Origin of the sequence: Streptomyces spinosus (genome assembly GCF_020400655.1) — a bacterium.
GTDB classification, from domain to species: Bacteria; Actinomycetota; Actinomycetes; order Streptomycetales; family Streptomycetaceae; genus Streptomyces; species Streptomyces argyrophylli.
On the sequence record NZ_JAINRC010000009.1, the window covers coordinates 80220 to 105920 of the forward strand.

General features: G+C 73.8%; 21 protein-coding genes. 17 read left to right on the forward strand and 4 right to left on the reverse strand.

Translation table 11 applies throughout. From position 1 onward, the window contains the following. Positions 1–99: 99 nt before the first annotated feature. From LG395_RS18335 to LG395_RS18360, 6 genes are all read left to right on the forward strand, one after another. Entirely contained in the window at positions 100–864 is a 765-nt protein-coding gene (locus LG395_RS18335; RefSeq protein WP_225810485.1) for a (2Fe-2S)-binding protein, read from the forward strand. Positions 865–904: 40 nt separating this feature from the next. Next, positions 905–2056 carry a glycogen synthase gene (gene glgA, locus LG395_RS18340; protein WP_225810486.1) on the forward strand — a complete coding sequence of 384 codons (1152 nt, stop codon included), beginning with the start codon at positions 905–907 and terminating at the stop codon, positions 2054–2056. Between the two features lie 50 nt (positions 2057–2106). Next, entirely contained in the window at positions 2107–3327 is a 1221-nt protein-coding gene (glgC, locus tag LG395_RS18345; RefSeq protein ID WP_171150648.1) for a glucose-1-phosphate adenylyltransferase, read from the forward strand. Between the two features lie 126 nt (positions 3328–3453). After that, positions 3454–5775, forward strand: coding sequence for a GH92 family glycosyl hydrolase (locus LG395_RS18350; RefSeq protein ID WP_225810487.1), 2322 nt, complete (start codon positions 3454–3456; stop codon positions 5773–5775). A gap of 146 nt (positions 5776–5921) precedes the next feature. After that, on the forward strand, positions 5922–7253 hold the full coding sequence (locus tag LG395_RS18355; protein WP_171150646.1) for a wax ester/triacylglycerol synthase family O-acyltransferase: 1332 nt from the start codon (positions 5922–5924) through the stop codon (positions 7251–7253). A 245-nt stretch (positions 7254–7498) separates the two neighbouring features. Beyond that, positions 7499–9016 (forward strand): SDR family NAD(P)-dependent oxidoreductase, encoded by a 1518-nt coding sequence (locus LG395_RS18360; RefSeq protein ID WP_225810488.1) that lies wholly within the window; start codon positions 7499–7501, stop codon positions 9014–9016. A gap of 83 nt (positions 9017–9099) precedes the next feature. Here LG395_RS18360 and LG395_RS18365 read toward each other — a convergent pair whose 3' ends face one another. Further along, positions 9100–9495: a hypothetical protein gene (locus tag LG395_RS18365; RefSeq protein ID WP_171150644.1), complete on the reverse strand. Its 396-nt coding sequence runs from the start codon at positions 9493–9495 to the stop codon at positions 9100–9102. A gap of 453 nt (positions 9496–9948) precedes the next feature. Here LG395_RS18365 and LG395_RS18370 point away from each other — a divergent pair, with 453 nt between their 5' ends. Continuing rightward, positions 9949–10122: a hypothetical protein gene (locus LG395_RS18370; RefSeq protein ID WP_171150643.1), complete on the forward strand. Its 174-nt coding sequence runs from the start codon at positions 9949–9951 to the stop codon at positions 10120–10122. A 242-nt stretch (positions 10123–10364) separates the two neighbouring features. Here LG395_RS18370 and LG395_RS18375 read toward each other — a convergent pair whose 3' ends face one another. Continuing rightward, positions 10365–11738 carry an amidase gene (locus LG395_RS18375; protein ID WP_225810489.1) on the reverse strand — a complete coding sequence of 458 codons (1374 nt, stop codon included), beginning with the start codon at positions 11736–11738 and terminating at the stop codon, positions 10365–10367. 177 nt (positions 11739–11915) lie between these two features. Between LG395_RS18375 and LG395_RS18380 the strand changes: the two genes are divergently transcribed. After that, complete coding sequence (locus LG395_RS18380) at positions 11916–13952, forward strand: endo-beta-N-acetylglucosaminidase (RefSeq protein ID WP_225810490.1); 2037 nt, start codon at positions 11916–11918, stop codon at positions 13950–13952. A gap of 90 nt (positions 13953–14042) precedes the next feature. On the opposite strand, the gene LG395_RS18385 is transcribed toward LG395_RS18380, so the two are convergent. Next, entirely contained in the window at positions 14043–14744 is a 702-nt protein-coding gene (locus tag LG395_RS18385) for a FadR/GntR family transcriptional regulator (protein WP_171150640.1), read from the reverse strand. 163 nt (positions 14745–14907) lie between these two features. Here LG395_RS18385 and LG395_RS18390 point away from each other — a divergent pair, with 163 nt between their 5' ends. Genes LG395_RS18390 through LG395_RS18425 form a run of 8 tightly spaced genes read left to right on the forward strand, consistent with a single transcriptional unit; the run spans position 14908 to position 22783 of the window. After that, positions 14908–15972: a sugar ABC transporter substrate-binding protein gene (locus LG395_RS18390; RefSeq protein ID WP_225810491.1), complete on the forward strand. Its 1065-nt coding sequence runs from the start codon at positions 14908–14910 to the stop codon at positions 15970–15972. Beyond that, positions 15969–17507 (forward strand): sugar ABC transporter ATP-binding protein, encoded by a 1539-nt coding sequence (locus tag LG395_RS18395; RefSeq protein WP_225810492.1) that lies wholly within the window; start codon positions 15969–15971, stop codon positions 17505–17507. Before LG395_RS18390 ends, LG395_RS18395 begins: the two co-directional genes overlap by 4 nt. After that, positions 17500–18525 (forward strand): ABC transporter permease, encoded by a 1026-nt coding sequence (locus LG395_RS18400; protein ID WP_225810493.1) that lies wholly within the window; start codon positions 17500–17502, stop codon positions 18523–18525. Before LG395_RS18395 ends, LG395_RS18400 begins: the two co-directional genes overlap by 8 nt. A gap of 35 nt (positions 18526–18560) precedes the next feature. Continuing rightward, positions 18561–19901: an L-fuconate dehydratase gene (locus tag LG395_RS18405; protein ID WP_171150636.1), complete on the forward strand. Its 1341-nt coding sequence runs from the start codon at positions 18561–18563 to the stop codon at positions 19899–19901. Then, on the forward strand, positions 19898–20671 hold the full coding sequence (locus LG395_RS18410; RefSeq protein WP_171150635.1) for an SDR family NAD(P)-dependent oxidoreductase: 774 nt from the start codon (positions 19898–19900) through the stop codon (positions 20669–20671). Before LG395_RS18405 ends, LG395_RS18410 begins: the two co-directional genes overlap by 4 nt. Next, positions 20668–21636 (forward strand): aldo/keto reductase, encoded by a 969-nt coding sequence (locus LG395_RS18415; protein WP_225810494.1) that lies wholly within the window; start codon positions 20668–20670, stop codon positions 21634–21636. Before LG395_RS18410 ends, LG395_RS18415 begins: the two co-directional genes overlap by 4 nt. Beyond that, the gene (locus LG395_RS18420; RefSeq protein ID WP_171150633.1) at positions 21633–21947 is read left to right on the forward strand and encodes an L-rhamnose mutarotase; all 315 of its coding nucleotides are present in this window, start codon (positions 21633–21635) and stop codon (positions 21945–21947) included. The genes LG395_RS18415 and LG395_RS18420 overlap by 4 nt, the downstream gene beginning before the upstream one ends. Beyond that, positions 21944–22783: an amidohydrolase family protein gene (locus LG395_RS18425; protein ID WP_225810495.1), complete on the forward strand. Its 840-nt coding sequence runs from the start codon at positions 21944–21946 to the stop codon at positions 22781–22783. Before LG395_RS18420 ends, LG395_RS18425 begins: the two co-directional genes overlap by 4 nt. On the opposite strand, the gene LG395_RS18430 is transcribed toward LG395_RS18425, so the two are convergent. After that, positions 22771–24192 (reverse strand): lipase maturation factor family protein, encoded by a 1422-nt coding sequence (locus LG395_RS18430; protein WP_225810496.1) that lies wholly within the window; start codon positions 24190–24192, stop codon positions 22771–22773. The genes LG395_RS18425 and LG395_RS18430 overlap by 13 nt on opposite strands. Before the next feature lie 127 nt (positions 24193–24319). Between LG395_RS18430 and LG395_RS18435 the strand changes: the two genes are divergently transcribed. Further along, on the forward strand, positions 24320–25654 hold the full coding sequence (locus LG395_RS18435; RefSeq protein ID WP_225810497.1) for a DUF6777 domain-containing protein: 1335 nt from the start codon (positions 24320–24322) through the stop codon (positions 25652–25654). The last annotated feature ends 47 nt before the right edge of the window (positions 25655–25701 follow it).

Here is a 25701-nt window from a genome sequence, read left to right on the forward strand (position 1 = left end):
GATGGAGTACACCAGCGGTCTGATCATCCCCTGGAGGGGTGAACGCGGGCGGACACCCGCCCGGTCACGCCCGCGGCGCGCCTGGTACGAGTGTCTGCCGTGGACCTGGACCCCGATCTCTCCGCCCTGCGCGCGCTCGGCGGCTTCTTCCCGCTGCGCACCCTCCCGGGCACCGCCGACGGCACCGGCGCACGACGGCTGCCGGCCCTCGCGGACGGCTACGCGGCGGCGGCCGCGGAGACCGGCAGCGATCCGCTGGCGCTGCGCGTCGCCACCGTCGCCGGCCGGCTCCGGACCGGCGAGCCCCGGGTCGCCGCCTCCCTCGCCCAGCAGGGGCTGGCCGCCCGGCTGTGGTCGGCGGCCCTCGGCTGCGCCGTGCTGTACGGCCGGGTGCCCGACCTGGACCCGCGTCTGCTGCGCTGGGACGCCCGTGCCGCCGTCCCCGACGATCTGTGGCTCGCCGAGCTGCGCCCGCTGCCGGGCGACGCCGCCACGCTCGCCGGCACCGTGCTGCACGGTCATCTGGAGCCCCTGGCGGCGGCCCTGCGGGCCCGCTACGGCGTCGCGCCGGGCCTGCTGTGGGGCAACGCGGGCTCCGCGCTCGCCGCGACCGCCCGGGAACTGAGCCGCTGGGCCCGCGCCCACGGCCGCGGCGACGTCGCGGCCCGCACCCGGACGCTCACCGGCGACCTCTTCGCCCACCCCCTGCTGAGCGCCACCGGCACCCGCACCGGCACGGCGTTCCGGCGCCGCAGCTGCTGTCTGTACTACCGGGTGCCCGGCGGCGGGCTCTGCGGCGACTGCTGCCTCACCGCGGCGCCGCGCCCCTCCCCGCGCTCTTCCCCGGGCGCCGCATCTGGGTGACCATGAGGGGAACCTGCCGCCGAGACCAGGGGGTTGCCGGGTGCGAGTGGGACTGCTGAGCCGGGAGTACCCCCCGGATGTGTACGGCGGCGCCGGTGTCCACGTGGAGTTCCTCGCCCGCGAGTTGGCGGCCCTGGTGGACCTGGAGGTGCACTGCTGGGGCGAGGGCCGCGGCGTCGGCGTCGTACGGCACCGCCCCTGGTCCGTCCTCGACGGCTCCAACGACGCGCTGCGCACCTTCTCCGTGGACCTCGCCATGGCCGCCGCCCTCGAAGGCCGCGAACTCGTCCACTCCCACACCTGGTACGCCAATCTCGCCGGCCATGTCGCCAAGCTGCTGTACGGCATCCCGCACGTGGTCACCGCGCACTCGCTGGAGCCGCTGCGCCCCTGGAAGGCCGAGCAGCTCGGCGGCGGTTACGCGCTCTCGGGCTGGGCCGAGCGCACCGCGATCGAGGCCGCCGACGCGGTGATCGCCGTCTCCGGCGCGATGCGCGACGACATCCTCGCCTGCTACCCGGCCCTGGACCCGGCCCGCGTCCACGTCGTCCACAACGGCATCGACACCCGGCTGTACCGGCCCGACCACGGCACCGACGCGCTCACCCGGCACGGCATCGACCCCACCCGCCCGTACGTCCTGTTCGTCGGCCGCATCACCCGGCAGAAGGGCGTGCCCCATCTGCTGCGCGCGGTGAGGGACGTCGACCCCGGCGCCCAGGTCGTGCTGTGCGCGGGCGCGCCCGACACCCCCGAGATCGACCGGGAGTTCCAGGAGCTGTTCGAGGAGCTGCGCCGGGTGCGGGCGGGCGTGTTCTGGATCCCGCAGATGCTGCCGCGCACGGAGGTGATCCAACTCCTCACGCACGCGGCGGTGTTCGCCTGCCCGTCGGTGTACGAGCCGCTGGGCATCGTCAACCTGGAGGCGATGGCCTGCGGCACGCCGGTCGTCGCCTCCCGGGTGGGCGGCATCCCCGAGGTGGTGGACGACGGCCGTACCGGTCTCCTGGTCGACGCGGACGACGACTTCGAGTCCGGGCTCGCCCGCGCGCTGGACACCGTGCTCGGCGATCCGGACGCGGCGCGGCGGATGGGCGAGGCCGGACGGGCCCGCGCGGTGGGGGAGTTCGGCTGGGACGCGGTGGCCCGCCGCACGGCGGGACTGTACGAGGAGATCCTCAAGCAGGCTTAGTCCGGCCCGCTCGGGGCAATGATGGTTCAACCACGGTGAGGGGAGCGGCCATGCGTCGTGGAGGGCCTTCCGTACTCGGGATCGTGCTGGCCGGCGGCGAGGGCAAACGCCTGATGCCGCTGACCGCGGACCGCGCCAAGCCGGCCGTCACCTTCGGCGGCACCTACCGGCTCGTCGACTTCGTCCTGTCCAACCTCGTCAACGCCGACGTGCTGCGCATCTGTGTGCTCACCCAGTACAAGTCGCACTCGCTGGACCGGCACATCACCACCACCTGGCGGATGTCGAGCCTGCTCGGCAACTACGTCACCCCGGTCCCCGCCCAGCAGCGGCTCGGCCCGCGCTGGTACCTGGGCAGCGCCGACGCCATCCTGCAGTCGCTGAACCTGGTCCACGACGAACAGCCCGAGTACGTGGCCGTGTTCGGCGCCGACCACGTGTACCGCATGGACCCGCGGCAGATGCTGGCGCAGCACATCGAGGGCGGCGCGGGTGTGACGGTGGCCGGCATCCGGGTGCCGCGCGCGCAGTCCTCCTCCTTCGGGGTCATCACCCCCGGCTCGGACGGCCGTACCGTCGAGCGCTTCCTGGAGAAGCCCGCCGACCCGCCGGGCCTGCCGGACGATCCGGAGAGGGTCTTCGCGTCGATGGGCAACTACGTCTTCACCACCAAGGTCCTGATCGAGGCCCTGCACCGGGACGCCGAGGACAGCCAGTCCGTGCACGACATGGGCGGCTCGATCCTGCCCCAGCTGACCGCGCGCGGCGAGGCGCAGCTGTACGACTTCAGCGACAACCACGTGCCCGGCGAGACCAGCCGCGACCAGGGCTACTGGCGGGACGTGGGCACCCTGGACGCCTACTACGAGGCGCACATGGACCTGATCGCCGAGCGCCCGGCGTTCAACCTCTACAACCGGCAGTGGCCCATCTACACGCACTCCTACCAGCTCTCCCCGGCCCGCTTCAACGCGGGCGGCATCGCGAGCGAGTCCATCATCAGCGCGGGCTGCCTGATCCGCGGCCAGGTCACCCGGTCGGTGCTCTCCCCGGGTGTCCGCGTCGACCCCGGGGCGGTCGTCCAGGGCTCGGTCCTGCACGACAACGTCCGCATCGGCCGGGGCGCGGTGGTCCGCGGTGCGGTGCTGGACAAGAACGTCGAGGTGCCGCCCGGCGCGACGATCGGCGTCAACCCGGAGCGGGACGCCGAGCTGTACACCGTGTCCAAGGGCGGGGTCATCGCGTTGGGGAAGGGGCAGCGGGTGCCCTGACGGACAGCGCGTCAGCCGCCGCCACGGCGCGACGCGTTCGACATCACCCTCTCGGAATGCCCAGGTTTGCACCGTCGGCCGTCCAGGATGCAGGCAACGACGTCCAACCTGCGGAGGTCATCCGACATGAGAGGGACCCGGCGCACGCGGCTGTGCCTGGCCGGGGTGATGGCAGCGTCCGCGCTGATCGCCACCCCCGCCGCACGCGCCGCCGAGCGGACCGACGGCCACCTCACCGACCTGGTCAACCCCTTCATCGGGAGCCAGAACGAGGGCAACACCTTCCCCGGCGCGGCCGTGCCCTTCGGCATGGTGCAGCTCTCCCCGGACACCGGGCACAGCACCGGGTACGACTACGCGCAGAACCGTATCCGCGGGTTCTCGCTGGTCCACCTCTCGGGTGTCGGCTGCCGGATCGGCGGCGACCTGCCCGTGCTGCCCACCACCGGCGACGTCACCCAGACGGACTACGCCCGGTACGCGGCGGCCTTCTCGCACGAGGACGAGGAGGCGAGCCCCGGCTACTACCGGGTCGGTCTCGCCTCCGGCATCCGCGCCGAACTCACCGCGACCGCCCGCACCGGCGTCCAGCGCTACACCTTCCCGGCCACCGACAAGGCCAACGTCCTGCTGAACGCGGCCCAGTCGCTGCACAAGGCGGTGAGCAGCAGCGTACGGATCCTGGACGACCGCACCGTGCGCACCGAGATCACCGGCCACGGCTTCTGCCGGGACACCGGCCCCTACACGGTCTACACGATCACCCGCTTCAGCCGGCCCTTCACCGCCTACGGCACCTGGGACGGCGAGACCGTCACCCCGGGAGCCCGGAGCGGATCCGGCGGCGCCTACGTCCGCTTCGACACCACCCGGGACCGCACGGTCGAGGCGACCACCGCGCTGTCGTACGTCGACTCGCGCGGCGCCGTCGGCAACCTGCGCGCCGAGGGCGGACAGACGTTCGACGCCGTACGCCACCGGGCCCGCGAGGAGTGGGAGCGCCGGCTCGCCGCCGTCCGGGTGCGCGGCGGCACGCCCACGCTCCGCCGGACCTTCTACTCCTCGCTGTACCGCTCCCACCTCGCGCCCAACATCGGCAGCGACGCCGACGGCCGCTACTTCGGCTGGGACCGCCGTACCCACCGCGCCCGCGGCTTCACCTACTACCAGAACTGGTCGCTGTGGGACACCTACCGCACCCAGGCCCAGCTGCTCGCCCTGCTCGCCCCGCGCGAGGCCCGGGACATGGCCCGGTCGGTGGTCGCGGTCGACGAGGACGGCGGGTGGCTGCCCAAGTGGGGCTACGGGCCGGTCGAGACGAACATCATGAGCGGTGACCCGGTCACCCCGTTCCTGACCGCCGCGTACCACATGGGGCTGCTGAAGGGCTTCGAGGAGCGGGCCTACCGCGCGCTGAGGAAGAACGCCGACGGCGTGCCGCCCGCCGAGTACCCGGGCGTCGGCCGGGAGGCCAACGCCGAGTACATCGCCGGGGGTTTCGCCCCCTACGTCAAGGGCCGGCCGTACGCCAAGATGGGCGACTCCGACTACCACCACGGTGCCTCCGTCACCCTGGAGTACGCCCTCGCCGACGCGATGCTCGCCCAGATGGCGCGCGGTCTCGGCCACGCGGAGGACGCGGCCCGCTACGCCGCCCGCTCGCGCAACTACCGGAACGTGTTCGACGCCGGCACCGGATTCTTCCGCGCCCGCGACGCCTCCGGCGCCTTCACCGGCTCGCCCGACCCGGCCCGCGGCACCGGCTTCCACGAGGGCACGGCCTGGCAGTACCAGTGGCTCGTCCCGCAGGACGTCCCGGGCATGGTCGGTCTGATCGGCGGCACGCGCGCGGCCAACGCCCGCCTGGACGCCTTCTTCGCCTACGACCGGCTGCTCGCGGACCCGGAGCGGACCGCCCGCGAGGTGTGGGTGCACGGCGACCCGTACGCCTACTACAACGCGGCCGTCTACAACCCGATGAACGAGCCGGACCTCATCGCGCCCTACACCTACCTCTCCACCGGCCAGCCCTGGAAGACCACCGACGTGGTGCACGCCGCGCTGACCCTGTTCACCGACAGCCCCACCGGCATGACCGGCAACGACGACCTCGGCACGATGTCCGCCTGGAACGTCCTGTCGTCCATCGGCCTCTTCCCGGTCCAGCCCGGCTACGACACCTGGGGCCTGACCACCCCGGTCTTCGACCGCGTCGACCTGACCCTGGACCGCCGCCACTGGCCGGCGGGCCGGCTGACGGTGACCGCGCCCGGCACCTCGGCCGCCGACCGTTACGTCCAGGCCGTGCACACGGACGGCAGGCCGCACGGCCGGACCTATCTGACGACCGGCGCGCTGCGCTCCCTGCGCTCCCTCGCCTTCACGGTCGGCCCGCGCCCGTCGGAGTGGGGTACGTCACCCGAAGCGGCGCCGCCCGTCCTGAAATGACCTCAGCCGCCGCCTGCGTCCCGCCGCTCCCACCGGCGGCGGGACGTAACCCGGTCTTAACTGAGCGTAGTGTGATCGTACTTGACCGTAATCGCCAGCAGGGATTGACTGCTGATGCCCCCCTCGTCGACGCGTGAGGCAAGCCCTTGACTTCCGACCTGCTCGCTCCACTCGACCTGGCCTTCTGGAACATGGAGTCCGACCGGCACCCGATGCACCTCGGGGCGCTCGGCGTCTTCTCCGCGCACTCGCCCACCGCCGGGGCCCACGCCGCCGACCTGCTCGCCGCCCGGGCCGCCGCCGTACCCGGCCTGCGCATGCGCATCCGCGACCTGTGGCAGCCGCTCGCCTTCGGCGGCGCCACGCGCGAGACCGACCCCGACTTCGACCCCCTGAACCACGTACGGCTGCACGCCCCGACCGACGACTTCCACGCGGCCGCCGGCCGGCTGATGGAGCGCCCGCTGGAACGCGGCCGGCCGCCGTGGGAGGCGCACGTGCTGCCCGGCGAGGACGGCGTGTCCTTCGCCGTGCTGTTCAAGTTCCACCACGCCCTCGCCGACGGGCTGCGCGCGCTGAAGCTCGCCGCCGGCGTCCTGGACCCCGTCGACCTGCCCGAGCGGGCGCCCCGCGCGATCGAACCGCCGCGCGGCCTGCTGTCCGACGTGCGCCGGCTGCCCGCGCGGATGCCGGGGCTGTTCCGGGACGCGCTGTCCGACGTGGGCCGGGCCCTGGACATCGGCGCCTCGCTCGCCCGGTCCACCCTCGGCATGCGCCCGTGCGCCGCGCTGACCTCCGCGCCCAGCGGCACCCGCCGCACCGCCGGGGTCGTCCTCGACATCGACGACGTGCACCGGGTGCGCAAGAGCGCCGGCGGCACCGTGAACGACGTCCTCATCGCCGTCGTCGCCGGCGCGCTGCGCCGCTGGCTGGACGAGCGGGGCGACGGCAGCGGGGGCGTGGCGCCGCGCGCCCTGATCCCCGTCTCCCGGCGCCGTCCGCACACCGCCCAGCCACAGGGCAACCGGCTCTCCGGGTACCTGATACGGCTTCCGGTGAACGAGCCCGACCCGCTCGGCCGTCTGGAGACGGTGCGGACCGCGATGGTCCGCAACAAGGACGCGGGTCCCAACCGGGGCGCCGGCGCGGTCGCGCTGCTCGCCGATCACGTGCCGGCGCTCGGGCACCGGCTGGCCGGACCGCTGGTCGGCCAGGCGGCCCGGCTGTGGTTCGACATCCTCGTCACCAGCGTGCCGCTGCCCGGGCTGGGGCTGCGGCTCGGCGGCCACGAGCTGACCGAGGTGTACCCGCTGGCCCCGCTCGCGCCCGGCCAGGCGCTGGCGGTCGCGATCTCGACGTACCGCGGGCGCGTGCACTACGGCCTGGTCGCCGACGCGGAGGCCGTGCCGGACCTGGACCGGTTCGCCCACGCGGTGTCGGCGGAGGTGGAGACGCTGCTGACGGTCTGCGACGGCTGAGCCCGGGTACGGCAGCGCGCCGCCGGGTGCCGGGTGCCGGGCGGTGTTCGGCGCCGGGTGCGAGCCGGGGCGGCGGGCGGTGCGGGTGGCTCCGCGAGGCGCCCCCTCCCGGCCCGTCCGTCGTGATCGCTACCCACCCGGCACGGCAGCGGTTTGGTGCGGTGGGCCGGGCTCCGTAAAATTCGCTGTTCGAAAGCGGGCGCGAGTCGGAGCGCTGCGCGGGTGATCAGGGAAGCGGCAGCGCGATGACGGTGACAGACGACGGCTCGGCGGCGATGGACGTGCCCACGGACGCCGCCATGGACGAGGCGGTCCACGGGCCCGGTATCGACCCGGAGCGGCTCGCCGTCTGCCTGAGCGTGCTGGAGGAGCTCGACCGGATCGACGTCGACCACCCCGACGCCATCGCGGTCCGCCGTGCCACCTCGCACATCTACCGCGCGGTGAAGCAGCGCCGCCGCCAGGAGCGCCGGGCCGCCAAGACCGCGCACGACCGCGCCGTCACCGAGGCCACCGCCACCGGCTCCGCCGAGCGCATCGACGACGAGACCGAGGGCATCCTGCCCTCCTCCAAGGTCGAGGCCGGCCGGATCGCGGGCATACTCCAGCGCCCGCGCTCCTGCTACATCTGCAAGCAGCGCTACGTCGAGGTCGACTACTTCTACCACCAGCTGTGCCAGAAGTGCGCCGCCGAGAACCGGGCCAAGCGGGACGCCCGCGCCGACCTCACCGGCAAGCGCGCCCTGCTCACCGGCGGCCGGGCCAAGATCGGCATGTACATCGCGCTGCGCCTGCTCCGTGACGGCGCGCACACCACCATCACCACCCGCTTCCCCAAGGACGCCATCCGCCGCTTCAAGGCGATGGAGGACTCGGCGGACTGGATCCACCGCCTCGAGGTCGTCGGCATCGACCTGCGCGACCCCGGCCAGGTCGTCGCGCTGGCCGATCAGGTCGCCGAGGCCGGCCCGCTGGACATCCTGATCAACAACGCCACCCAGACCGTGCGCCGCCTGCCCTCGGCCTATGCCGCCCTGGTCGAGGGCGAGAGCGCCCCGCTGCCCGCCGGGGAGCTGCCCGCGCACCACGTCATCGGCGCTTTCAACTCCGGCGCGGTCGACGGTCTGGCCGCGCTGCCCGTCGGCACCAGCGGCCTCGACGCGCAGAAGGTCGCCGACCTCGCCCTGGTCGCGGGCAACGCCAGCGTCGCCCGGCACCTCGAAGGCACCGCCATCGACGCGGGCGGCCTGCTCCCCGACGTGGTGGAGTCCAACACCTGGGTGCAGACGATCGAGCAGATCTCCCCGGTGGAACTGCTGGAGACCCAGCTGTGCAACTACACGGCGCCGTTCATCCTGATCAGCAAGTTGCGGCCGGCCATGGCCGACGCCGCCCGGAAGGCGGCGAGCGGGCGGGCGTACATCGTGAACGTCTCGGCCATGGAGGGCGTCTTCAGCCGGGGTTACAAGGGCGCGGGCCACCCGAACACCAACGCCGCCAAGGCCGCCATGAACATGGTGACGCGGACCAGCGGCCACGAGATGTTCGAGACCGACCGCATCCTCATGACCTCGGTCGACACCGGCTGGATCACCGACGAGCGCCCCCACTACGACAAGCTGCGCCTGGCCGAGGCCGGCTTCCACGCACCGCTCGACCTGGTCGACGGCGCCGCCCGCGTCTACGACCCGGTGGTGCGCGGCGAGGCGGGCGAGGACCTGTACGGCGTCTTCCTGAAGGACTACGCCCCCGGCAAGTGGTAGACGACGGGGCGCGGCCGCCGCGGGAGCCGCGCCCGGGCACCGGTCACGGCCCCGGCGTGCGAGCCGGGGCGGCCGTCGTGCCCTCAGTCGACGGCGCCGAGCCGTGTGTGGCGGGCCGCCACCAGTTCCAGCACCGTGCGCCAGTCCTCCAGCACGCCCGCGTCGAGGCCCGCCGTGCGGCTCTCCTCGCCGGCCTGGCGCAGCCGCAGCGCATCGTCGTCCGCCGGGTCCGCGTCACCCCGGACCAGCCGGAACACCCGTTCCCCGAGCAGGGCGCGCACCGCATCGGCCGCGCCGTGTGCCCCGGCCGCCTCGTCACCCGGGCAGAGCACCGGCCCGATGCCCCGCACCAGCCCCGCCACCTGCAGTTCCTTGTCGGCGGGACGGCTGCGGCGCAGCAGTGCGGCGGTTCGCAGGGCCTGCCGGGGGCGGGCGGCGTGCAGCAGATCCATCAGCTCCTCGACACTGCGCAGCTCCATGCGTCAGCCCTTCCGCGAGACAGCCGTTGCGGCGTCAGCAGAACATGACGAGCTTGCCGCCGGGCCAACAGCACTTGAAGGAGTGTTCGGTCCGGTAGGCCACCTGGGTGATCCGCCGTGTCGGCAGAGTGTGCGGATTGTTTCAAAGAGCCCCATATTGGGGGGTATTGGGTAGCGGGAGGAAGTGCATCGGTTACAGGTTGTTTGCATTCCCTATCGAGCGGATGCCCGCTCATTTGGTTAGTCTGGAGCCGACGGACACCAGCACCGGGGTTCCACCCACACCCACCGTCCGTCCTGGGGCGAGCCGGCGGACAACGGCCTGCTCTGACAGAGGAACCGGCGCCACCGCGTCCGAACCGGCCTTCCATCCAGACCCGAGCGGGCGTCGAGCACCGGAGCGCGGACTGTCCGGTACGCCCCGAGGGTGACCCGACACATAAGGAGTGCGCGGTGACACCGGAGAAGACGAATCGCGAGCAGCGCCCCAAGGAGCACATGGAGCGCGCGGGCCGCCGGCCCGGACAACTCGGCAGCCTCGACGTGTGGGCCCGGTCCGCCCCGATCCGCCTCGCGGGTTACGAGGACGACCTCGCCGAGCCCCACATCCTGCCGAGCGTGGACTGACCCCAGGGCCGGTCCCGTCGCGATCGCCGCCCGCGTGGGCGTGACAGACGCACGCCCATGCGGACCACCCGGGCCGCGGCCCGGACACCGCCCTCGATCCGGCCTCCCGCACACGCCTGCCACCGCCCGCCGACGGCCCGCCGCGCCGCGGCCACAGGTCGTGGACACGCGGACTCCGCACCGCCCGCCGATCCGCCGCCCGCGCGCCTCGGCCGGCCCTTGCCGGCCCGGTCCTCCGCGCATCACCTACCCGGTGCCGGACCCTCGCCCGGCTCCGCCACCGGAGCCGTCCGCCGCCACGGGTCCAGCTCCTCCAGCTCCCGCGCCAGGTCCAGCAGGACGGCCTCCGTGCCCGGCCGGCCCACCAGCTGTACGGCACAGGGAGCACCCGAGGGCAGGGCGCCGGCCGGCACGGACATCGCGGGCCAGCCCGTCAGGTTCCACGGCGGGGTGAAGGGCGAGTAGGCGGTGTTGGCCAGGACGTTGCGCAGCCAGCCGCGCTCGTGCCACGGCCCGGCCTGCGGGGAGCGGCGGGCGAGGGCCGGGGTGAGCAGCACGTCGTACTCGGCGAAGAACGGCGTCAGCCGGGCGCGCAGCCGCTCGCGCGCCTCGCCGGTGCGCACCGGCGGGACGAACCGGCGGCCCACGGCCGCGTGCACCCGGGTCCGACGGGCCAGCCGCGCCCGGTCCAGGCCCTCGGCGTCCACCGCCGTGCCCGCCGTCCAGTGCCGGAGCGCGGTCACGCCCAGGGAGAGCGGGTACGGCGGCTCGGCCCGCCGCACCTGGTGCCCCGCCCGGGCCAGCGCCCCGGCCGCCTGCCGGGCCGCGGCCGTATACGACCGGTTCACGCTCACCCCGGCGAGCGGACTGCGCAGGCCGACGGCGATCTTGCGGCGCGTCCCCTCCCGCGGCCGGACGAACTCCGTGTCCGCGAGGACCGCCAGCATCAGCCGCAGGTCCTCGACCGTCGTGGCCAGCGGGCCGTTCTCCGACATGCCGAACCAGTCGCCGTCGCCGATCCCCGCCGGCACCACCCCGTGCCCCGGCTTCAGCGTGACCAGACCGCAGTTCGCGGCCGGGATGCGCAGCGAGCCCATCCCGTCGTTGCCCAGCGCGAGCGGCACGAGCCCCGCGGCCACCGCCGCCGCGCTGCCCCCGGAGGAGCCGCCGGCCGTGCGGGAGAGGTCCCAGGGGTTGCGGGCGATGCCGTACGGGCCCTCCGTGGTGCCGAAGACACACAGTTCGGGCACGTTCGTCAGCCCGACGACCACCGCGCCGGCCGCCCGCAGCCGGGCCACCGTGACATGGTCCTCGGCGGCCGGGGCGTCCGGGGTGGCGGCGGAACCGTTGCGGCACGACTCACCGCGCACGGCGAGATTGTCCTTCACCGCCAACGGCACGCCCGCGAGCGGCAGTCCGGTCAGATCGGCACGGGACGCCAGCGCGTCGGCCTCGGCGAGCGCCGCCTCGGCCCGGACCTTCCGGAACGCTCCGATCCGGCCGTCGAGCCGCTCGATCCGCGCGAGGTGCCCGGCCACCACCTCCCTCGGCGTCACCCGCTTCTCACGGACGGCGGCGGCGATCTCGGTGGCACTCCGGCCGGCCCAGCTGCTCACGGGCGCTCCTCGTTACTCATGGGTACGGAAGACGGGCAGGGAGAACTGTGCCGGTTCGGGGGGCCGCGCGTCGAGAGGCCGTGCACCGTCATTGACTTCCGCCGATCGCCCCGACAACGATGTCACGGCGCAGTCGTCACAGCAGGTACGTCCCGTCGCCCCTGGAGGCCTCCGCTCGTGAACCCCACCCGACGCACGGTCCTGATCACCGCCGGTGCCGCCGCCCTGACCCCCGCGCTGTCCGTGCCGTCCGCGCAGGCGGCCCCGCGAGCCGCCGCCGCAACCCCGCCGTACGCCTCCTACTGGTACCCGGACTCGCTGCCCGCCGGGAGCCCCGGCCCCGGCGTCACCTGGCGCAGCCTGAAGAACTGGCGCGCGGCCGACGACCCCAACCTCGCCTTCAACGCCGCCTCCATACCGCTCGCCGCCCGCTTCACCCCCGTCCCGGCGAACACCACCGCCCGCTCCGGACAGGCCCGCGTCCAGGCCCTGGTCTCCTTCGGACCCACCTCCGCCAACCCTTCCCAGGGCTCGGCCACCGCCGACTACTACGCCCTGACCCACTGGGCGTACATCGACGAGCTGGTGTTCTGGGGCGGCTCGGCCGGCGAGGGCCTGATCCTCGCGCCGAACGCGCCCGTCGTGGACGCGGCCCACCGGCACGGCGTCCCCGTCCTCGGGAACATCTTCCTGCCGCCGGTGGCCTACGGCGGACAACTCCAGTGGACCCGGGACCTGGTGCAGAAGGACGCCACCGGTCACTATCCGCTCGCCGCCCGGCTCGTCGCGGTAGCCGCGGCGTACGGCTTCGACGGCTGGTTCGTCAACGCCGAGACCAGCGGCGGCAACACCGCGCTGGGCACCGCCATGCTGGGCTTCCTCAAGGAGCTGAAGGCGCTCGCGGCGGCCAAGGGGCAGCGCGTGACCTGGTACGACGCGATGACCGTGAACGGCACGGTCAGCTGGCAGGGCGCCCTGACCAGCCAGAACCAGGCGTTCTTCCAGGCCGCCGACGACATGTTCGTGGACTTCCGGTGGAGCGCGGCCACGCTCGCGGCCTCCGGCACGAAGGCGGACCAGCTGGGCCGCGGCCGCTATGACCTGTGGGCGGGTGTCGACGTCGAGTCGAACGGGTCCGGTACGTCGGTTAACTGGGACGCGATCGTTCCGGCCGGCAAGGCGCACGTCACGTCGATCGGCCTCTACCGGCCCGAGTGGACCCGCAACCACCTGCCCGCCGACCAGCGTGCCCCCGAGGACTTCCACGCGGCCGACGACCGGTTCTGGACGGGGCGGTCACTGGATCCGTCGCGGCCCGACCCGAGCGATCCGTGGCGGGCGCCCGCGGTGTCCGTGGCGGACCGGTCGACGGTGACCTCGGTGCCGTTCGCGAGCGTGTTCAACACCGGTCACGGACTGCGGTGGTACGAGGAGGGGACCGTCACCTCGGAGGCGCCCTGGAACCACCTCGGGCTCCAGGACCGGCTGCCGTCGCGGCGGTGGGCGGTGCGCACGGCGGGGCAACGGCCGGCCGTCTCCTTCGACTTCGCCGACGCCTGGCGTGGCGGCAGCAGCCTGCTCGTCGCGGGTGAACCGGATCAGCCCGCGGTGGTGGATCTGTACGCGACCCGGCTGCCGATCGGTGCGAACACCGTTGTCGAGCTGACCTACCGGAGCGAGGCCGGGGAGGTGACCGTCGAGGCGGCGGTGGCGACGGCCGAGCCGGACGGGCCCGGGGCGACCCCGCCCTACACCTATCTGCCTGTGAACCCGGTCGACAACGAAGTCCGCGTCCGGTCGGTCAACGGCTGGCAGACCGTGACCGTACCGCTCACAGGACTGTCCGGTACCGTCCACGCGCTCGGCGTACGGCTCACCGCGACCGGGGGCCCGGTCCGCTGGCGCCTGGGCGGCCTCGCCGTACGCGACGGCGTCACCGCACCCGCCGCCCCCTCCGGGGCCCGCGTCACCGCGGCGAACGGCGGCGACCTCCGCCTCGCCTGGACCGCCGCCCCCGGCGCCGTCCGCCACTACACCCTCCACCGCCTCCTCCCCGACGGCACCCGCCGCTTCCTCGGCGCCACCGGCCAGCGCGCCTACTTCGTCGCCGGCCAGCGGCCGGAACAAGGCGAGACGGCCGCACGGTTCGAACTGCGCGCGGTGGGGGAGCTGTACAACGCCTCGGCCCCGGTGACCGTCACCCACCCCTGGTAGCCACCCGGAACCGCGGGGACACCACGGGGGCACGGGTGCTCCGCGGGGGCGGAGCCGGTCCGGGGGCCGCCTCGGAGCCGGCCGTCGCCGCTACCCGCCGAGCTGGGTCCGCAGCCACTCCTCCACCTCGCCCACGTGGGCCGCTGCCGCCGCCCGGGCCGCTTCCGGGTCGTGGGCGGCGAGGGCGCGGTGGATGGCGGCGTGTTCGCGGCGGGTGCGGGCGAAGGCGCCCTCCTCCTGGTAACCGCGCCAGACGCGGGCGCGGAACGTGCGGGAGGACAGGCCGTCGAGGATGGCCGCCATGGTCTCGTTGCCCGCGGCGGACGCGATCTCGCGGTGGAAGGCGAGGTCGTGGGCGAGGACCTCCTCGGGGTCGTCGGTGGCGTTCATCGCCGCCAGGTGCTTCTCCACGGCGGCCAGCCGGTCGTCCGTGATGCGCGCGGCGGCCAGCGCGGTCGCCGTCGACTCCAGGATCCGGCGCACCTCGAGGAGCTCCACCAGACGCGGGCCCCGGGACAGGTCGGCGACCACCCCGAAGGTCTCCAGCAGGTCGCCGGCCTCCAGCGCGGTGACGTAGATCCCGGAGCCGTGCCGTGCCTCCAGGACGCCCATGACCGTCAGGGCGCGGATCGCCTCCCGCATCGAGCTGCGCGAGATGCCCAGCCGGGCGGCGAGTTCCCGCTCGGTGGGCAGCCGCTGGCCCGGCTCCAGCCGGCCCTCGGCGATCATCGCCTTGATCTCCTCGATGGCGCGCTGGGTCACCGTGCCCTTCTGCGGGGCTGCCTCGTCCACGCCACTCCTCCAGTCACCGGGTGCGTCGCAGTCTAGCCAGCCGAGTGGTCCGACCACTATGCGTCCACGGCCGGAATTTCCGCTGCACGAGGGTGTTCCGGCGCCTGAGTGGTCTGATAAGTATGCGGTCGTCGCTCGAACCCCCTCGACGAGGAGCCGCGAGATGCCCGCCAGCACAGTGAGCAAACGCAGCAGGTCCCGGATCACCGGCGCGGCGGCCCTGGCCGTCGGCGCCTCGCTCGTGCTCGCCGCCTGCGGCAGCACCAAGGACACCGCGAGCGCGGGAAGCGGCGGCACCGGCAAGGTCGGCGTGATCCTGCCGCTGCTGACCTCGCCGTTCTGGCAGTCGTACAACGACTACGTGCCGAAGATGGCCACGTCCGAGGGCGTCGAGGTGCTGAAGACGGTCAACTCCAACAGCGACCCCTCGCAGCAGATCACCGACATCGACAACGAACTCACCCAGGGCGTCAAGGGGCTGGTCGTCGCCCCGCTGGACAGCGCCGCCATCCAGGCCGGACTCGACCAGGCCGAACGCAAGGGCGTGCCGGTCGTCGCCGTGGACGTGGCGCCCGACAAGGGCAAGGTCGCCATGGTGGTGCGCGCCGACAACGTCGCCTACGGCAAGAAGGCCTGCGACTACCTCGGGCAGCACGTGAGCAGCGGCAAGGTCGTGCAGATCATGGGCGACCTGGCCTCGGTCAACGGCCGCGACCGCTCCGAGGCGTTCCGGTCCTGCGTGAAGGAGAAATACCCGAGGCTCAAGGTGCTGGACATCCCCGCGAAGTGGGAGTCCGACACCGCCGCCGCCAAGCTCGACACCCTCCTCAACGCCAACCCCGACATCAAGGGCATCTACCTCCAGGCGGGCGGTGTCTACCTCGCGCCGACCCTGCAGACCCTGAAGTCGAAGAACATGCTCAAGGCGGCCGGGCAGAAGGGGCACATCGCGATCGTCTCCAACGACGGCATCCCGCAGGAGTACGAGGCGATCCGCAAGGGCCAGATCGACGCCACCGTCTCCCAGCCGGCCGACGCCTACGCCAAGTACGGCCTGTACTACATCAAGGCGGCGATGCGGGGGAAGAAGTTCCGGCCCGGCCCGACCGACCACGACTCCACGATCGTCAGGCTCCCCAGCGGCATCCTGGAGGACCAGCTGCCCGCCCCGCTGGTCACCAAGGACAACGTCGACGACCCCAAGCTGTGGGGCAACTCGGTCCGATGAGCCACGGTCCGCACAGCCACGGTTCGGTGGCCACCCCGCTCATCGACACCACGCCCCTCGTCGAGGCGGAGGGCGTCGTCAAGCGGTACGGCCCCACGGTCGCCCTCGCCGACGGCCGGCTCACCGTGCTTCCCGGCGAGTCCCACGCCCTCGTCGGCCGCAACGGTGCCGGCAAGTCCACCCTGGTGAACGTCCTCACCGGCCTCCAGGCCCCGGACGCGGGCACCGTCCGCTTCGACGGCGAGCCCGCGCCCCCGCTCGCCGACCGGGACGCCTGGCGCCGCAAGGTCGCCTGCGTGTACCAGAAGCCCACCGTCGTACCGGAGCTGACGGTCGCGGAGAACCTCTTCCTCAACCGGCAGCCGCGGGCACGCGGGCTGATCAGCTGGCGGCGGCTGCGCACCGAGGCCGCCGGCCTCCTCGCCACCTGGGACGTCCGCGTCGACCCGGAGGCCCGTACCGCCGACCTCAAGGTCGAGGACCGCCAGATGGTGGAGATCGCCCGCGCGCTGAGCTTCGGCGCCCGGTTCATCGTGCTGGACGAACCCACCGCCCAGCTCGACAAGCGGGAGATCGAGCGCCTGTTCGGCCGGATGCGGGCGCTCCAGGACTCCGGGGTGACCTTCCTGTTCATCTCGCACCACCTGCAAGAGGTCTACGAGGTCTGCCAGACCGTCACCGTGCTGCGCGACGCCCGCTGGATCACGACGGCCCCCGTCGCCGAGCTGCCCAGGGCGGCCCTGGTGGAGGCCATGGCGGGGGAGTCGGTCGCCGAGCGGGCCCGGCCGCGCGCCACCGTGAACGGCACCGCCCCGGTCGTGCTCGACGTACGCGGCCTGACCTCCACCGCGTACGACGGCATCGACCTCACCGTCCGCCGCGGCGAGGTGCTGGGGCTCGCCGGGACCAGCGGCAGCGGCAAGACCGAGCTGGCCGAGACCCTCGCCGGACTGCACACCCCGGCCGGCGGCTCGGCCCTGCTGCAAGGGGAACCGCTGCCGTTCGGCGACGTGCGGGCGGCGCTGGACGCGGGCGTCGGCTGGGTGCCCCGCGACCGGCACGAGCAGGGGCTGGTCCCCGGCATGACCGTCGGCGACAACACCACCCTGAGCGTCCTGGACCGGCTGGGCCGCCTCGGTTTCGTCGGCACCGGCCGCAGGAGCGGTTTCGCCACCGAGTTGATCGACCGCCTCGACATCCGCACCGAGGGCCCCGGACAGCCCGTCTCCGACCTCTCCGGAGGCAACGCGCAGAAGGTGGTCATGGCCCGCGCCCTGGCCTCCGACCCCCGCCTGCTCGTGCTGATCAACCCGACGGCGGGCGTCGACGTGAAGTCCAAGGAGTCCCTGCTGGCCCGCATGGACAGCGCCCGCGAGGACGGCACGGCCGTGCTCGTCGTCTCCGACGAACTCGACGACCTGCGGCGCTGCGACCGCGTCCTCGTCCTCTTCCACGGCCGCATCGTCGCCGAGCACCCGGCCGGCTGGCGCGACCACGAGCTGATCGCCTCCATCGAAGGAGTGGACCATGGCTGACACCAAGGCCCCGCCGCTCACCTCGCCCCGCCTGACCGACCAGCGCGCCGCCCGGGCCGTGCTGCTGCGCCGCGCACGCGAACTCGCCCTCGTACCCGCCCTGGTGCTGCTCATGGTGCTGGGCGCGGTGGTCAACGACTCGTTCCTCACCGAGCGGAACCTGATCTCGATCCTGGGCGCGTCGGCCGCCCTCGCCATGGTGGTGCTCGCCGAGTCGCTGGTGCTCATCACCGGCAAGTTCGACCTGTCCCTGGAGTCGGTCGTCGGCATCGCGCCCGCCGTAGGGGCGCTCCTCGTCCTGCCCTCGGCGCAGGCCGGCTGGGGCACCGGGCTCCCCGCGCCGGTCGCCCTGCTCGCGATCCTCGTCGTCGGCGCGGCCGTCGGCGCCTTCAACGGCGTCCTGGTCGTGAAGTTCAAGCTCAACGCGTTCATCGTGACCCTCGCGATGCTCATCGTGCTGCGCGGGCTGCTGGTCGGCGCCACCAAGGGCAAGACCCTGTTCGGCATGCCCGACAGCTTCTCCTCGCTGGCCACCACCACCTTCCTCAGCGTCCCGATGTCGGTGTGGCTCGCCGCCGTCGCCTTCGCCGTCACCGGAGGCGTGCTGAAGTACCACCGGGTCGGCCGCGCCCTGTACGCCATCGGCGGCAACGCGGAGGCCGCCCGCGCCGCGGGCATCCGCGTGGACCGCGTGATGCTCGGGGTGTTCGTCGTCGCCGGAGTCCTCGCCTCCGTCGGCGGCATCATGCAGACCGGCTACGTCGGCGCGATCAGCGCCAACCAGGGCCAGAACATGATCTTCACCGTGTTCGCGGCGGCGGTGATCGGCGGCATCAGCCTGGACGGCGGCAAGGGCACCATGTTCGGCGCCCTGACCGGCGTCCTCCTCCTGGGCGTCGTGCAGAACCTGCTCACCCTCGCCCAGGTGCCGTCGTTCTGGATCCAGGCCATCTACGGCGGCATCATCCTCGTCGCCCTGATGATCGCCCGTGTCACCACGGGCCGCGCCCAGGACTGATGAACCGTCACCTTCCCCCGGCAGAAAGGGCATCCGTGTCCGACGCTCCCGCCCGCGTCATCGCGGTCGACACCCACGACATCCGCTTCCCCACCTCGCGCGAGCTGGACGGCTCCGACGCGATGAACCCGGACCCCGACTACTCGGCGGCCTACGTCGTCCTGCGCACCGACGCCGCCGACGGGCTGGAGGGACACGGATTCACCTTCACCATCGGGCGGGGCAACGACGTCCAGGTCGCCGCGATCGACGCGCTGCGGGGGCATGTGCTGGGCCGCGACGTCGAGGAACTGTGCGCCGACCCCGGCTCGCTCTTCCGGGACCTGATCGGCGACAGCCAGCTGCGCTGGCTCGGCCCCGAGAAGGGCGTGATGCACATGGCGATCGGGGCCGTCGTCAACGCCGCCTGGGACCTCGCCGCCCGGCGGGCCGGAAAGCCCCTGTGGCGGCTGCTCGCCGACGCCGAACCCGAGTGGCTGGTCCGGCAGATCGACTTCCGGTACATCACCGACGCCCTCACCCCCGAGGAGGCCCTCGACCTGCTCAGGCGCGGCCGGGCGGGCGCGGAGGAGCGCCGGGCCCGCCTCCTGGAGCGCGGCTTCCCCGCCTACACCACCTCCCCGGGCTGGCTCGGCTACGACGACGACAAGCTCGGCCGGCTCGCCGCCCGCGCCGTCGCCGACGGCTTCCGGCAGATCAAGCTGAAGGTCGGCGCCGACCTCGACGACGACATCCGCCGCTGCCGGGTGGCCCGCGCCGTCGTCGGACCGGAGATCCGCCTGGCGATCGACGCCAACCAGCGCTGGAACGTGGACGAGGCGATCCGCTGGACCAACGCCCTGGCCGAGTTCGGCCCGTACTGGATCGAGGAGCCCACCAGCCCCGACGACGTCCTCGGCCACGCCGCCGTCCGCCGCGCGGTCGCCCCCGTGAAGGTCGCCACCGGCGAACACGTGCAGAACCGGATCGTGTTCAAGCAGATGCTCCAGGCCGGCGCCCTCGACATCGTGCAGATCGACGCGGCCCGCGTCGGCGGGGTCAACGAGAACCTCGCCATCCTGCTCCTCGCCGCCAAGTTCGGCGTCCCCGTCTGCCCGCACGCGGGCGGGGTCGGCCTGTGCGAACTCGTCCAGCACCTGTCGATGTTCGACTACCTGGCCGTCTCCGGCAGCACCGAGGACCGCGTCATCGAGTACGTCGACCACCTCCACGAGCACTTCGTCACCCCGGTCGTCATCCGCGACGGCCACTACACGGCACCCACCGCGCCCGGCTTCTCCGCCGCCCTGCTCCCGGAGTCCCTCGCGCGGTACACGTTCCCCGGCGGCACCTACTGGGCCGCCGATCCCGACACCCGGAAGGATGAGGCCGCATGAGCGACTTCGCGGGACTCAGGGCCCTGGTGACCGGCGGCGCGTCCGGCATCGGCCGGGCCACCGCCGACCTCCTCGCCGCCCGCGGCGCCCAGGTCGCGGTCCTCGACCTGGACCCGTCCGCGGTCGGCAAGCCCCTCCTCGGGCTGCGCGCCGACGTCACCGACGACGCCTCGGTGCGCACGGCCGTCCGGGACGCGGCCGAGGCGCTGGGAGGGCTGGACGTCCTCGTGAACAACGCGGGCGTCGGCGCCCAGGGCACCGTCGAGGACAACGACGACGCCGAGTGGCGGCACGTCTTCGACGTCAACGTCCTCGGCATGGTCCGCACCGCCCGCGCCTGCCTGCCGTACCTGCGCCGCGCCGCCACCGCCCGGCCGGGCAGCGCGGCCATCGTCAACACCTGCTCCATCGCGGCCACCGCCGGCCTGCCGCAGCGCGCCCTGTACAGCGCCACCAAGGGCGCCGTGTACTCCCTGACCCTCGCCATGGCCGCCGACCACGTCCGCGAGGGCATCCGCGTCAACTGCGTCAACCCCGGTACGGCGGACACCCCCTGGATCGGCCGGCTGCTGGACGCGGCCGAGGACCCGGCCGCCGAACGGGCCGCCCTGGAGGCCCGCCAGCCCACCGGCCGCCTGGTCTCCGCGGCCGAGGTCGCGGGCGCCATCGCCTACCTGGCGAGCCCCCTCTCCGGCGCCACCACCGGCACCGCCCTCGCCGTCGACGGCGGCATGCAGGGCCTCAGGCCGCGTCCGGCGGCGGACCGGTGACCCTCCTCGGCCGCGGCGGCGTCGACGTCACCTCCCTGGGCCTCGGCGCCGCCGCCCTCGGCAACCTCTACACCCCGGTCGGCGACGAGCAGGCCCACGCGGCCGTACACGCGGCCTGGGAGCGCGGCATCCGCTACTTCGACACCGCCCCCCACTACGGCCTCGGGCTGTCCGAACGCCGCCTGGGCGCGGCCCTGCGGGAGTACGACCGCGCCGCCTACACGGTCTCCACCAAGGTCGGCCGCCGCCTGCAACCGGCCGACGGCACCGGCGACGACCTGGCCAACGGCTTCGCCGTACCCGACGACCACCGCCGCGTCTGGGACTTCACCGCCGACGGCGTCCGCCGCACCCTGGAGGCGAGCCTGGAGCGCCTCGGTCTCGACCGTGTCGACGTCGTCTACCTCCACGACCCCGACGACCACGCCGAACAGGCCTTCCGCGAGGGCTACCCGGCGCTGGAGAAGCTCCGCGCGGAGGGCGTCGTGGGCGCCATCGGGGCGGGCATGAACCAGGCGGAGATGCTGACCCGGTTCGTCCGTGACACGGACGTCGACGTGGTGCTCTGCGCGGGCCGGTACACCCTCCTCGACCAGAGCGCGGCCACCGAGCTGCTGCCCGAGGCCCTACGACGCGGCGTGTCCGTGGTCGTCGGCGGCGCCTTCAACTCCGGGCTGCTGGCGGACCCGTCCCGTCACCCGACCTACAACTACACGCGCGCGCCCCGGGAGTTGCTGGACCGTGCACTGCGGATCAAGGCGGTCGCCGAGCGCCACGGCACCACCCTGCGCGCCGCCGCCCTCGCCTTCTGCTCCGCCCACCCGGCCGTGGCGAGCGTCCTGACCGGCGCCCGCTCGGCCGCCGAGGTCCGCGACTGCGCCGACCAGTTCGCGGCGCCGGTACCGGACGCCTTCTGGCGGGAACTGCGCGCGACCGGCCTGCTGCCCCCTCGGGAGCCGTCATGAGGGTCGCCCTGCACACCAAGGTCCGCGCGGACCGGGTCGAGGAGTACGAGGCCGCCCACCGCGCGGTCCCGGAGGACCTCACCGACGCCATCCGCGCCGCGGGGGCCACCTCCTGGACCATCTGGCGGTCGGGGACCGACCTCTTCCACGTCCTGGAGTGCGCGGACTACGCCCGTCTCCTCGCCGAGCTGGAACGGCTCCCGGTCAACGCGGCCTGGCAGACCCGGATGGCGGACCTGCTGGACGTGCCGCACGACTACTCCGCCGGGGGCGCGGCCGCGACCCTGCCCGTCGTGTGGGAGCTGCCATGAGCGTCGACGCCCACCACCACGTCTGGGACCTGACCGTCCGCGATCAGGACTGGATCCGGGGACCCGGACTCCGGCCGCTGCGCCGGAACTTCACCGTCGCCGACCTCGAACCCCAGGCACGTGCCGTGGGGGTCGACCGTACCGTCCTCGTCCAGACCGTCACCGTGCCCGAGGAGACCCCCGAGTTCCTCGCCCTCGCCGCCGCCCACGACCTGATCGCCGGGGTCGTCGGCTGGACCGACCTCACCCGCCCCGGCATCGCCGACGAACTGGCCCGGCTGCGCGAACTGCCCGGCGGCTCCCACCTGAAGGGCATCCGGCACCAGGTGCAGGGCGAACCCGACCCCGAGTGGCTGCTGCGGCCCGACGTCCTGCGCGGCCTGGCCGCCGTGGCCGACGCCGGCCTGGTCTACGACCTCGTGGTCACACCCCACCAGCTCCCGGCCTGCGCGGCGGCGGCCAAGGCCCTGCCCCAGCTCACCTTCGTCCTCGACCACCTCGGCAAGCCGCCCATCGCCTCCGGGGAGCGCGCGTCCTGGGCCGCCGCCCTGCGCGCCCTCGCCGCCCTCCCCAACACCGTCGCCAAACTCTCCGGCCTGGTCACCGAGGCCGGACCGGACACCCGCGACGCCGCCGGGCTGCGCCCGTACGTCGACACCGCCCTGGACGCCTTCGGCCCCGCCCGGCTGATGGCCGGCTCGGACTGGCCCGTGTGCACCCTGGCCATGAGCTACGCCGAGGTCCACGCGCTCACCCGGGAGGTGACGGCGGGGCTCGGCGAGGCGGAGCGCACGGCGCTGTTCGAGACCACCGCGAGCCGTGTCTACGACCTGTGAGCCACGCCCGCGAGCCGGGTCGGCGGCAGGTACTCCCGCACGAACGTGCGCTCCCAGCACGCCCCCGTCTCGCGCAGCTCCCGCCAGGTCGTGTACCGGTACCGGAACAGCCGGGCCCGGACATGGCGGGGTGGGGTGCCGGGCGGGAAGGGGGAGCGGCGCAGCAGCCGCAGCGTGTCCCGGTCGTTCTCCAGCAGGCGTTCCACCAGACCGCCGAACCACTCCCCGGCGTAGGCCGGCGACAGCGCCGCGAACCACATCAGCCAGTCCAGGCGCAGATGGTAGGGGGCGAACTGGCGCGGCCAGCGGCGGGGATCGCCGGGCTTGCCCTTGAAGACGTACTCCCGCCAGTCCGAGTCCGGGCGCGGGGTGTCGTCCAGCGTTCCCTCGATCACCACCTCGTAACGGACCCGGCTGACGCTGCCGAACGCACCGTAGGTGTTCACCAGGTGCAGCGGGTCGAAGGAGCGGTTCATCACCTGGCGGCGGGAGACCATGTTGACCACCGGGCGGTGGCTCAGGAAGAGCAGCAGCGCGCCGACCGCCAGCACCAGCACCTCGTACCACAGCGGCGCCGGCGGCACCGGCGGCGCGGTCGCCGGCAGCCGCAGCGCGGACAGCGCCAGCACGATGGTGATCCAGTTCAGCCAGGAGAAGTTGCCGGAGAGCACCAGCCACAACTGGGTGGCGATCATCAGCGCGGCGGCGGCCGAGGCGATCGGCTGCGGGGTGAACAGCAGGACCGGTACGACCAGCTGGGTGACGTGGTTGGCGGCCACCTCCACCCGGTGCAGCGGCTTGGGCAGGTGGTGGAAGAACCAGCTCAGCGGGCCCGGCATCGGCTGGGTCTCGTGGTGGTAGTCCAGACAGGTCAGCCGCCGCCAGCAGGCGTCGCCGCGCATCTTGATCAGCCCGGCACCGAACTCCACCCGGAACAGGATCCAGCGCAGCAGGAACAGCACGACGACCGGCGGCGCCACTTCGCCGTTGCCGAGGAACGCGGCCAGGAAGCCCGTCTCCAGCAGCAGCGACTCCCAGCCGAACGCGTACCACGTCTGGCCCACGTTGACGATCGACAGGTACAGCGCCCACGGCACCAGCCACAGCAGGATCCCGGCCCACAGCGGCAGCAGCGAGTCCGCCCCGGCCAGCAGGGCCGCCGACACCGCGCAGCCCGTCCAGGCACAGGCCGCGAAGAAACGGTCGGAGTAGTGCAGGTGGAACAGGCTCGGGGCACGCCGGAACCGCGCCTGGGCCAGGTACCGGGGGATCGGCAGCATCCCGCGCTCGCCCAGCAGGGCCCGGAACTGCAGGGCCGCCGTCAGGAACGCGACCAGGTACACGGCGGCCAGGGCCCGCTGGAAGACCAGCCGGCTCAGCCAGTAGTCGGGTGCGGTGAACCAGTCCACGGCTGTGCGCGCCCTCCTGTACGGCGACACCGGCGCCGCTGTCGTCACGGCGTTCCCCGAGTTGCCAGCCAAACCTGAGCGATGCCAACAATAGGGCGTTATCACCCACAGTGATGCGGAGTGTGCGGTGCGGATACCCACCCGATCCATCGTCGCGGCCTGGGCGCTCTCGGTGGCGCTCCTCGCCGGGGGCTGCGCGGGCGCCGGTGTCAAGCAGACCAAGGCGGGCGAGCTGGTCCTGCTGGAGGCCGCCACCGAGCGGGGACCGGACCCGTTCACCGATTCCGCGGACACCGCCATCCGGCCGGAGTCACCCCGTGGCACCGCCCGGATCGAGCCCGGCGAGGCCGAGGCGCCCCTGCGCGCGGCCCGTACCGTGTCCGGCGCCACCCCCGGCCTGTACCGGGGCACGCCGCGCGTCGCCGCCTGTGACGTCGAGCGGCACATCGACCGTCTGGCGGCGGACGGGGCCAGGGCCGACGCCTTCGCCCAGGTGGCCGGCGTCACCCGGTCGGCGCTGGCCGGCTACCTGCGCGGCCTGACCCCGGTCGTCCTGGGCGCCGACACCCGCGTCACCAACCACGCCTACCGCGACCGGGCGGCGGCCCGCTACCAGGCCGTGCTCCAGGCCGGCACCGCCGTCCTCGTCGACGACCGGGGCATGCCCCGGGTGCGCTGCGCCTGCGGCAACCCCCTCACACCGCCCGCCCCGACGCGCGGCGGCGCCGGGGCCCGGGGCACCCCCTGGGCCGGCTACGAACCGGACGAGGTGATCGTCGTGGCCCCGGCACCCCGGACCGTCACCAGCATCACCATCGTGGACCCCGCGACCCGTACCTGGACCGAGCGCCGGGTCGGCCCCGACGTCCGCCGGGACCGGATCGTGCCCCCGCCCGCGCGGGCCGCGGCCAGCCCGGTCCCGTCCGGCCCGGCGGACGCCGGACCGTCCGTCACCGGGCGGCCCAGCCCGCGCGCCAGCGGCCCGGCCGCGGCCGAGTCCCCGTCCGGCACGCAGCGGTCCCCGGCGGGTACGCCGTCGTCCCCGTCCGGCTCCGCCGTGCCGGACGGCCGTGGCGATCGCCCGGACAGTGCCAGCGGGCTCGCGGACCGGAACTCCGGGACGACGGCGCAGGACCCGCCGCCCGCCGAGGACGCCCCCGATCCCCACCCCGTACCCGATCCGGCCCGCGATCTCTCCCTCGACCTCACCGTGGACCCCTCGGACCCGGGCGCCGCCGACCCGGGCTCCTCCCGTGCGGACGGCCCCGTTCCGAGGGCCTCGGAGCCCGGTACGTCGGATCCGTGGGCCTCCGGCCTGGGTCTCACCGCTCCGGACGCCTCCGCCGGTACCGGCCCGTCCCATGTGCCCGGGATTCCCGGCCTCCCCGACGTCGGCGGCCCGGTCCCGCACGCCCCGCCCGCCGCCGTCCCCGTCCGCCCCACGGCCGGGCCCGGCGGGTGAGCGCGGCCCGGTGCACACCGAAGCCCACCCCCATACCGGGCCCTCGC

Excerpts from the sequence above, each read along its gene's own strand:
- LG395_RS18390 (WP_225810491.1), top strand. The coding sequence starts at position 14,908 with ATGCCCGCCAGCACAGTGAGCAAACGCAGCAGGTCCCGGATCACCGGC.
- LG395_RS18425 (WP_225810495.1), top strand. The coding sequence starts at position 21,944 with ATGAGCGTCGACGCCCACCACCACGTCTGGGACCTGACCGTCCGCGAT.
- LG395_RS18350 (WP_225810487.1), top strand. The coding sequence starts at position 3,454 with ATGAGAGGGACCCGGCGCACGCGGCTGTGCCTGGCCGGGGTGATGGCA.
- LG395_RS18410 (WP_171150635.1), top strand. The coding sequence starts at position 19,898 with ATGAGCGACTTCGCGGGACTCAGGGCCCTGGTGACCGGCGGCGCGTCC.
- LG395_RS18360 (WP_225810488.1), top strand. The coding sequence starts at position 7,499 with ATGACGGTGACAGACGACGGCTCGGCGGCGATGGACGTGCCCACGGAC.
- LG395_RS18400 (WP_225810493.1), top strand. The coding sequence starts at position 17,500 with ATGGCTGACACCAAGGCCCCGCCGCTCACCTCGCCCCGCCTGACCGAC.
- glgC (WP_171150648.1), top strand. The coding sequence starts at position 2,107 with ATGCGTCGTGGAGGGCCTTCCGTACTCGGGATCGTGCTGGCCGGCGGC.
- LG395_RS18395 (WP_225810492.1), top strand. The coding sequence starts at position 15,969 with ATGAGCCACGGTCCGCACAGCCACGGTTCGGTGGCCACCCCGCTCATC.
- LG395_RS18420 (WP_171150633.1), top strand. The coding sequence starts at position 21,633 with ATGAGGGTCGCCCTGCACACCAAGGTCCGCGCGGACCGGGTCGAGGAG.
- LG395_RS18365 (WP_171150644.1), bottom strand. The coding sequence starts at position 9,495 with ATGGAGCTGCGCAGTGTCGAGGAGCTGATGGATCTGCTGCACGCCGCC.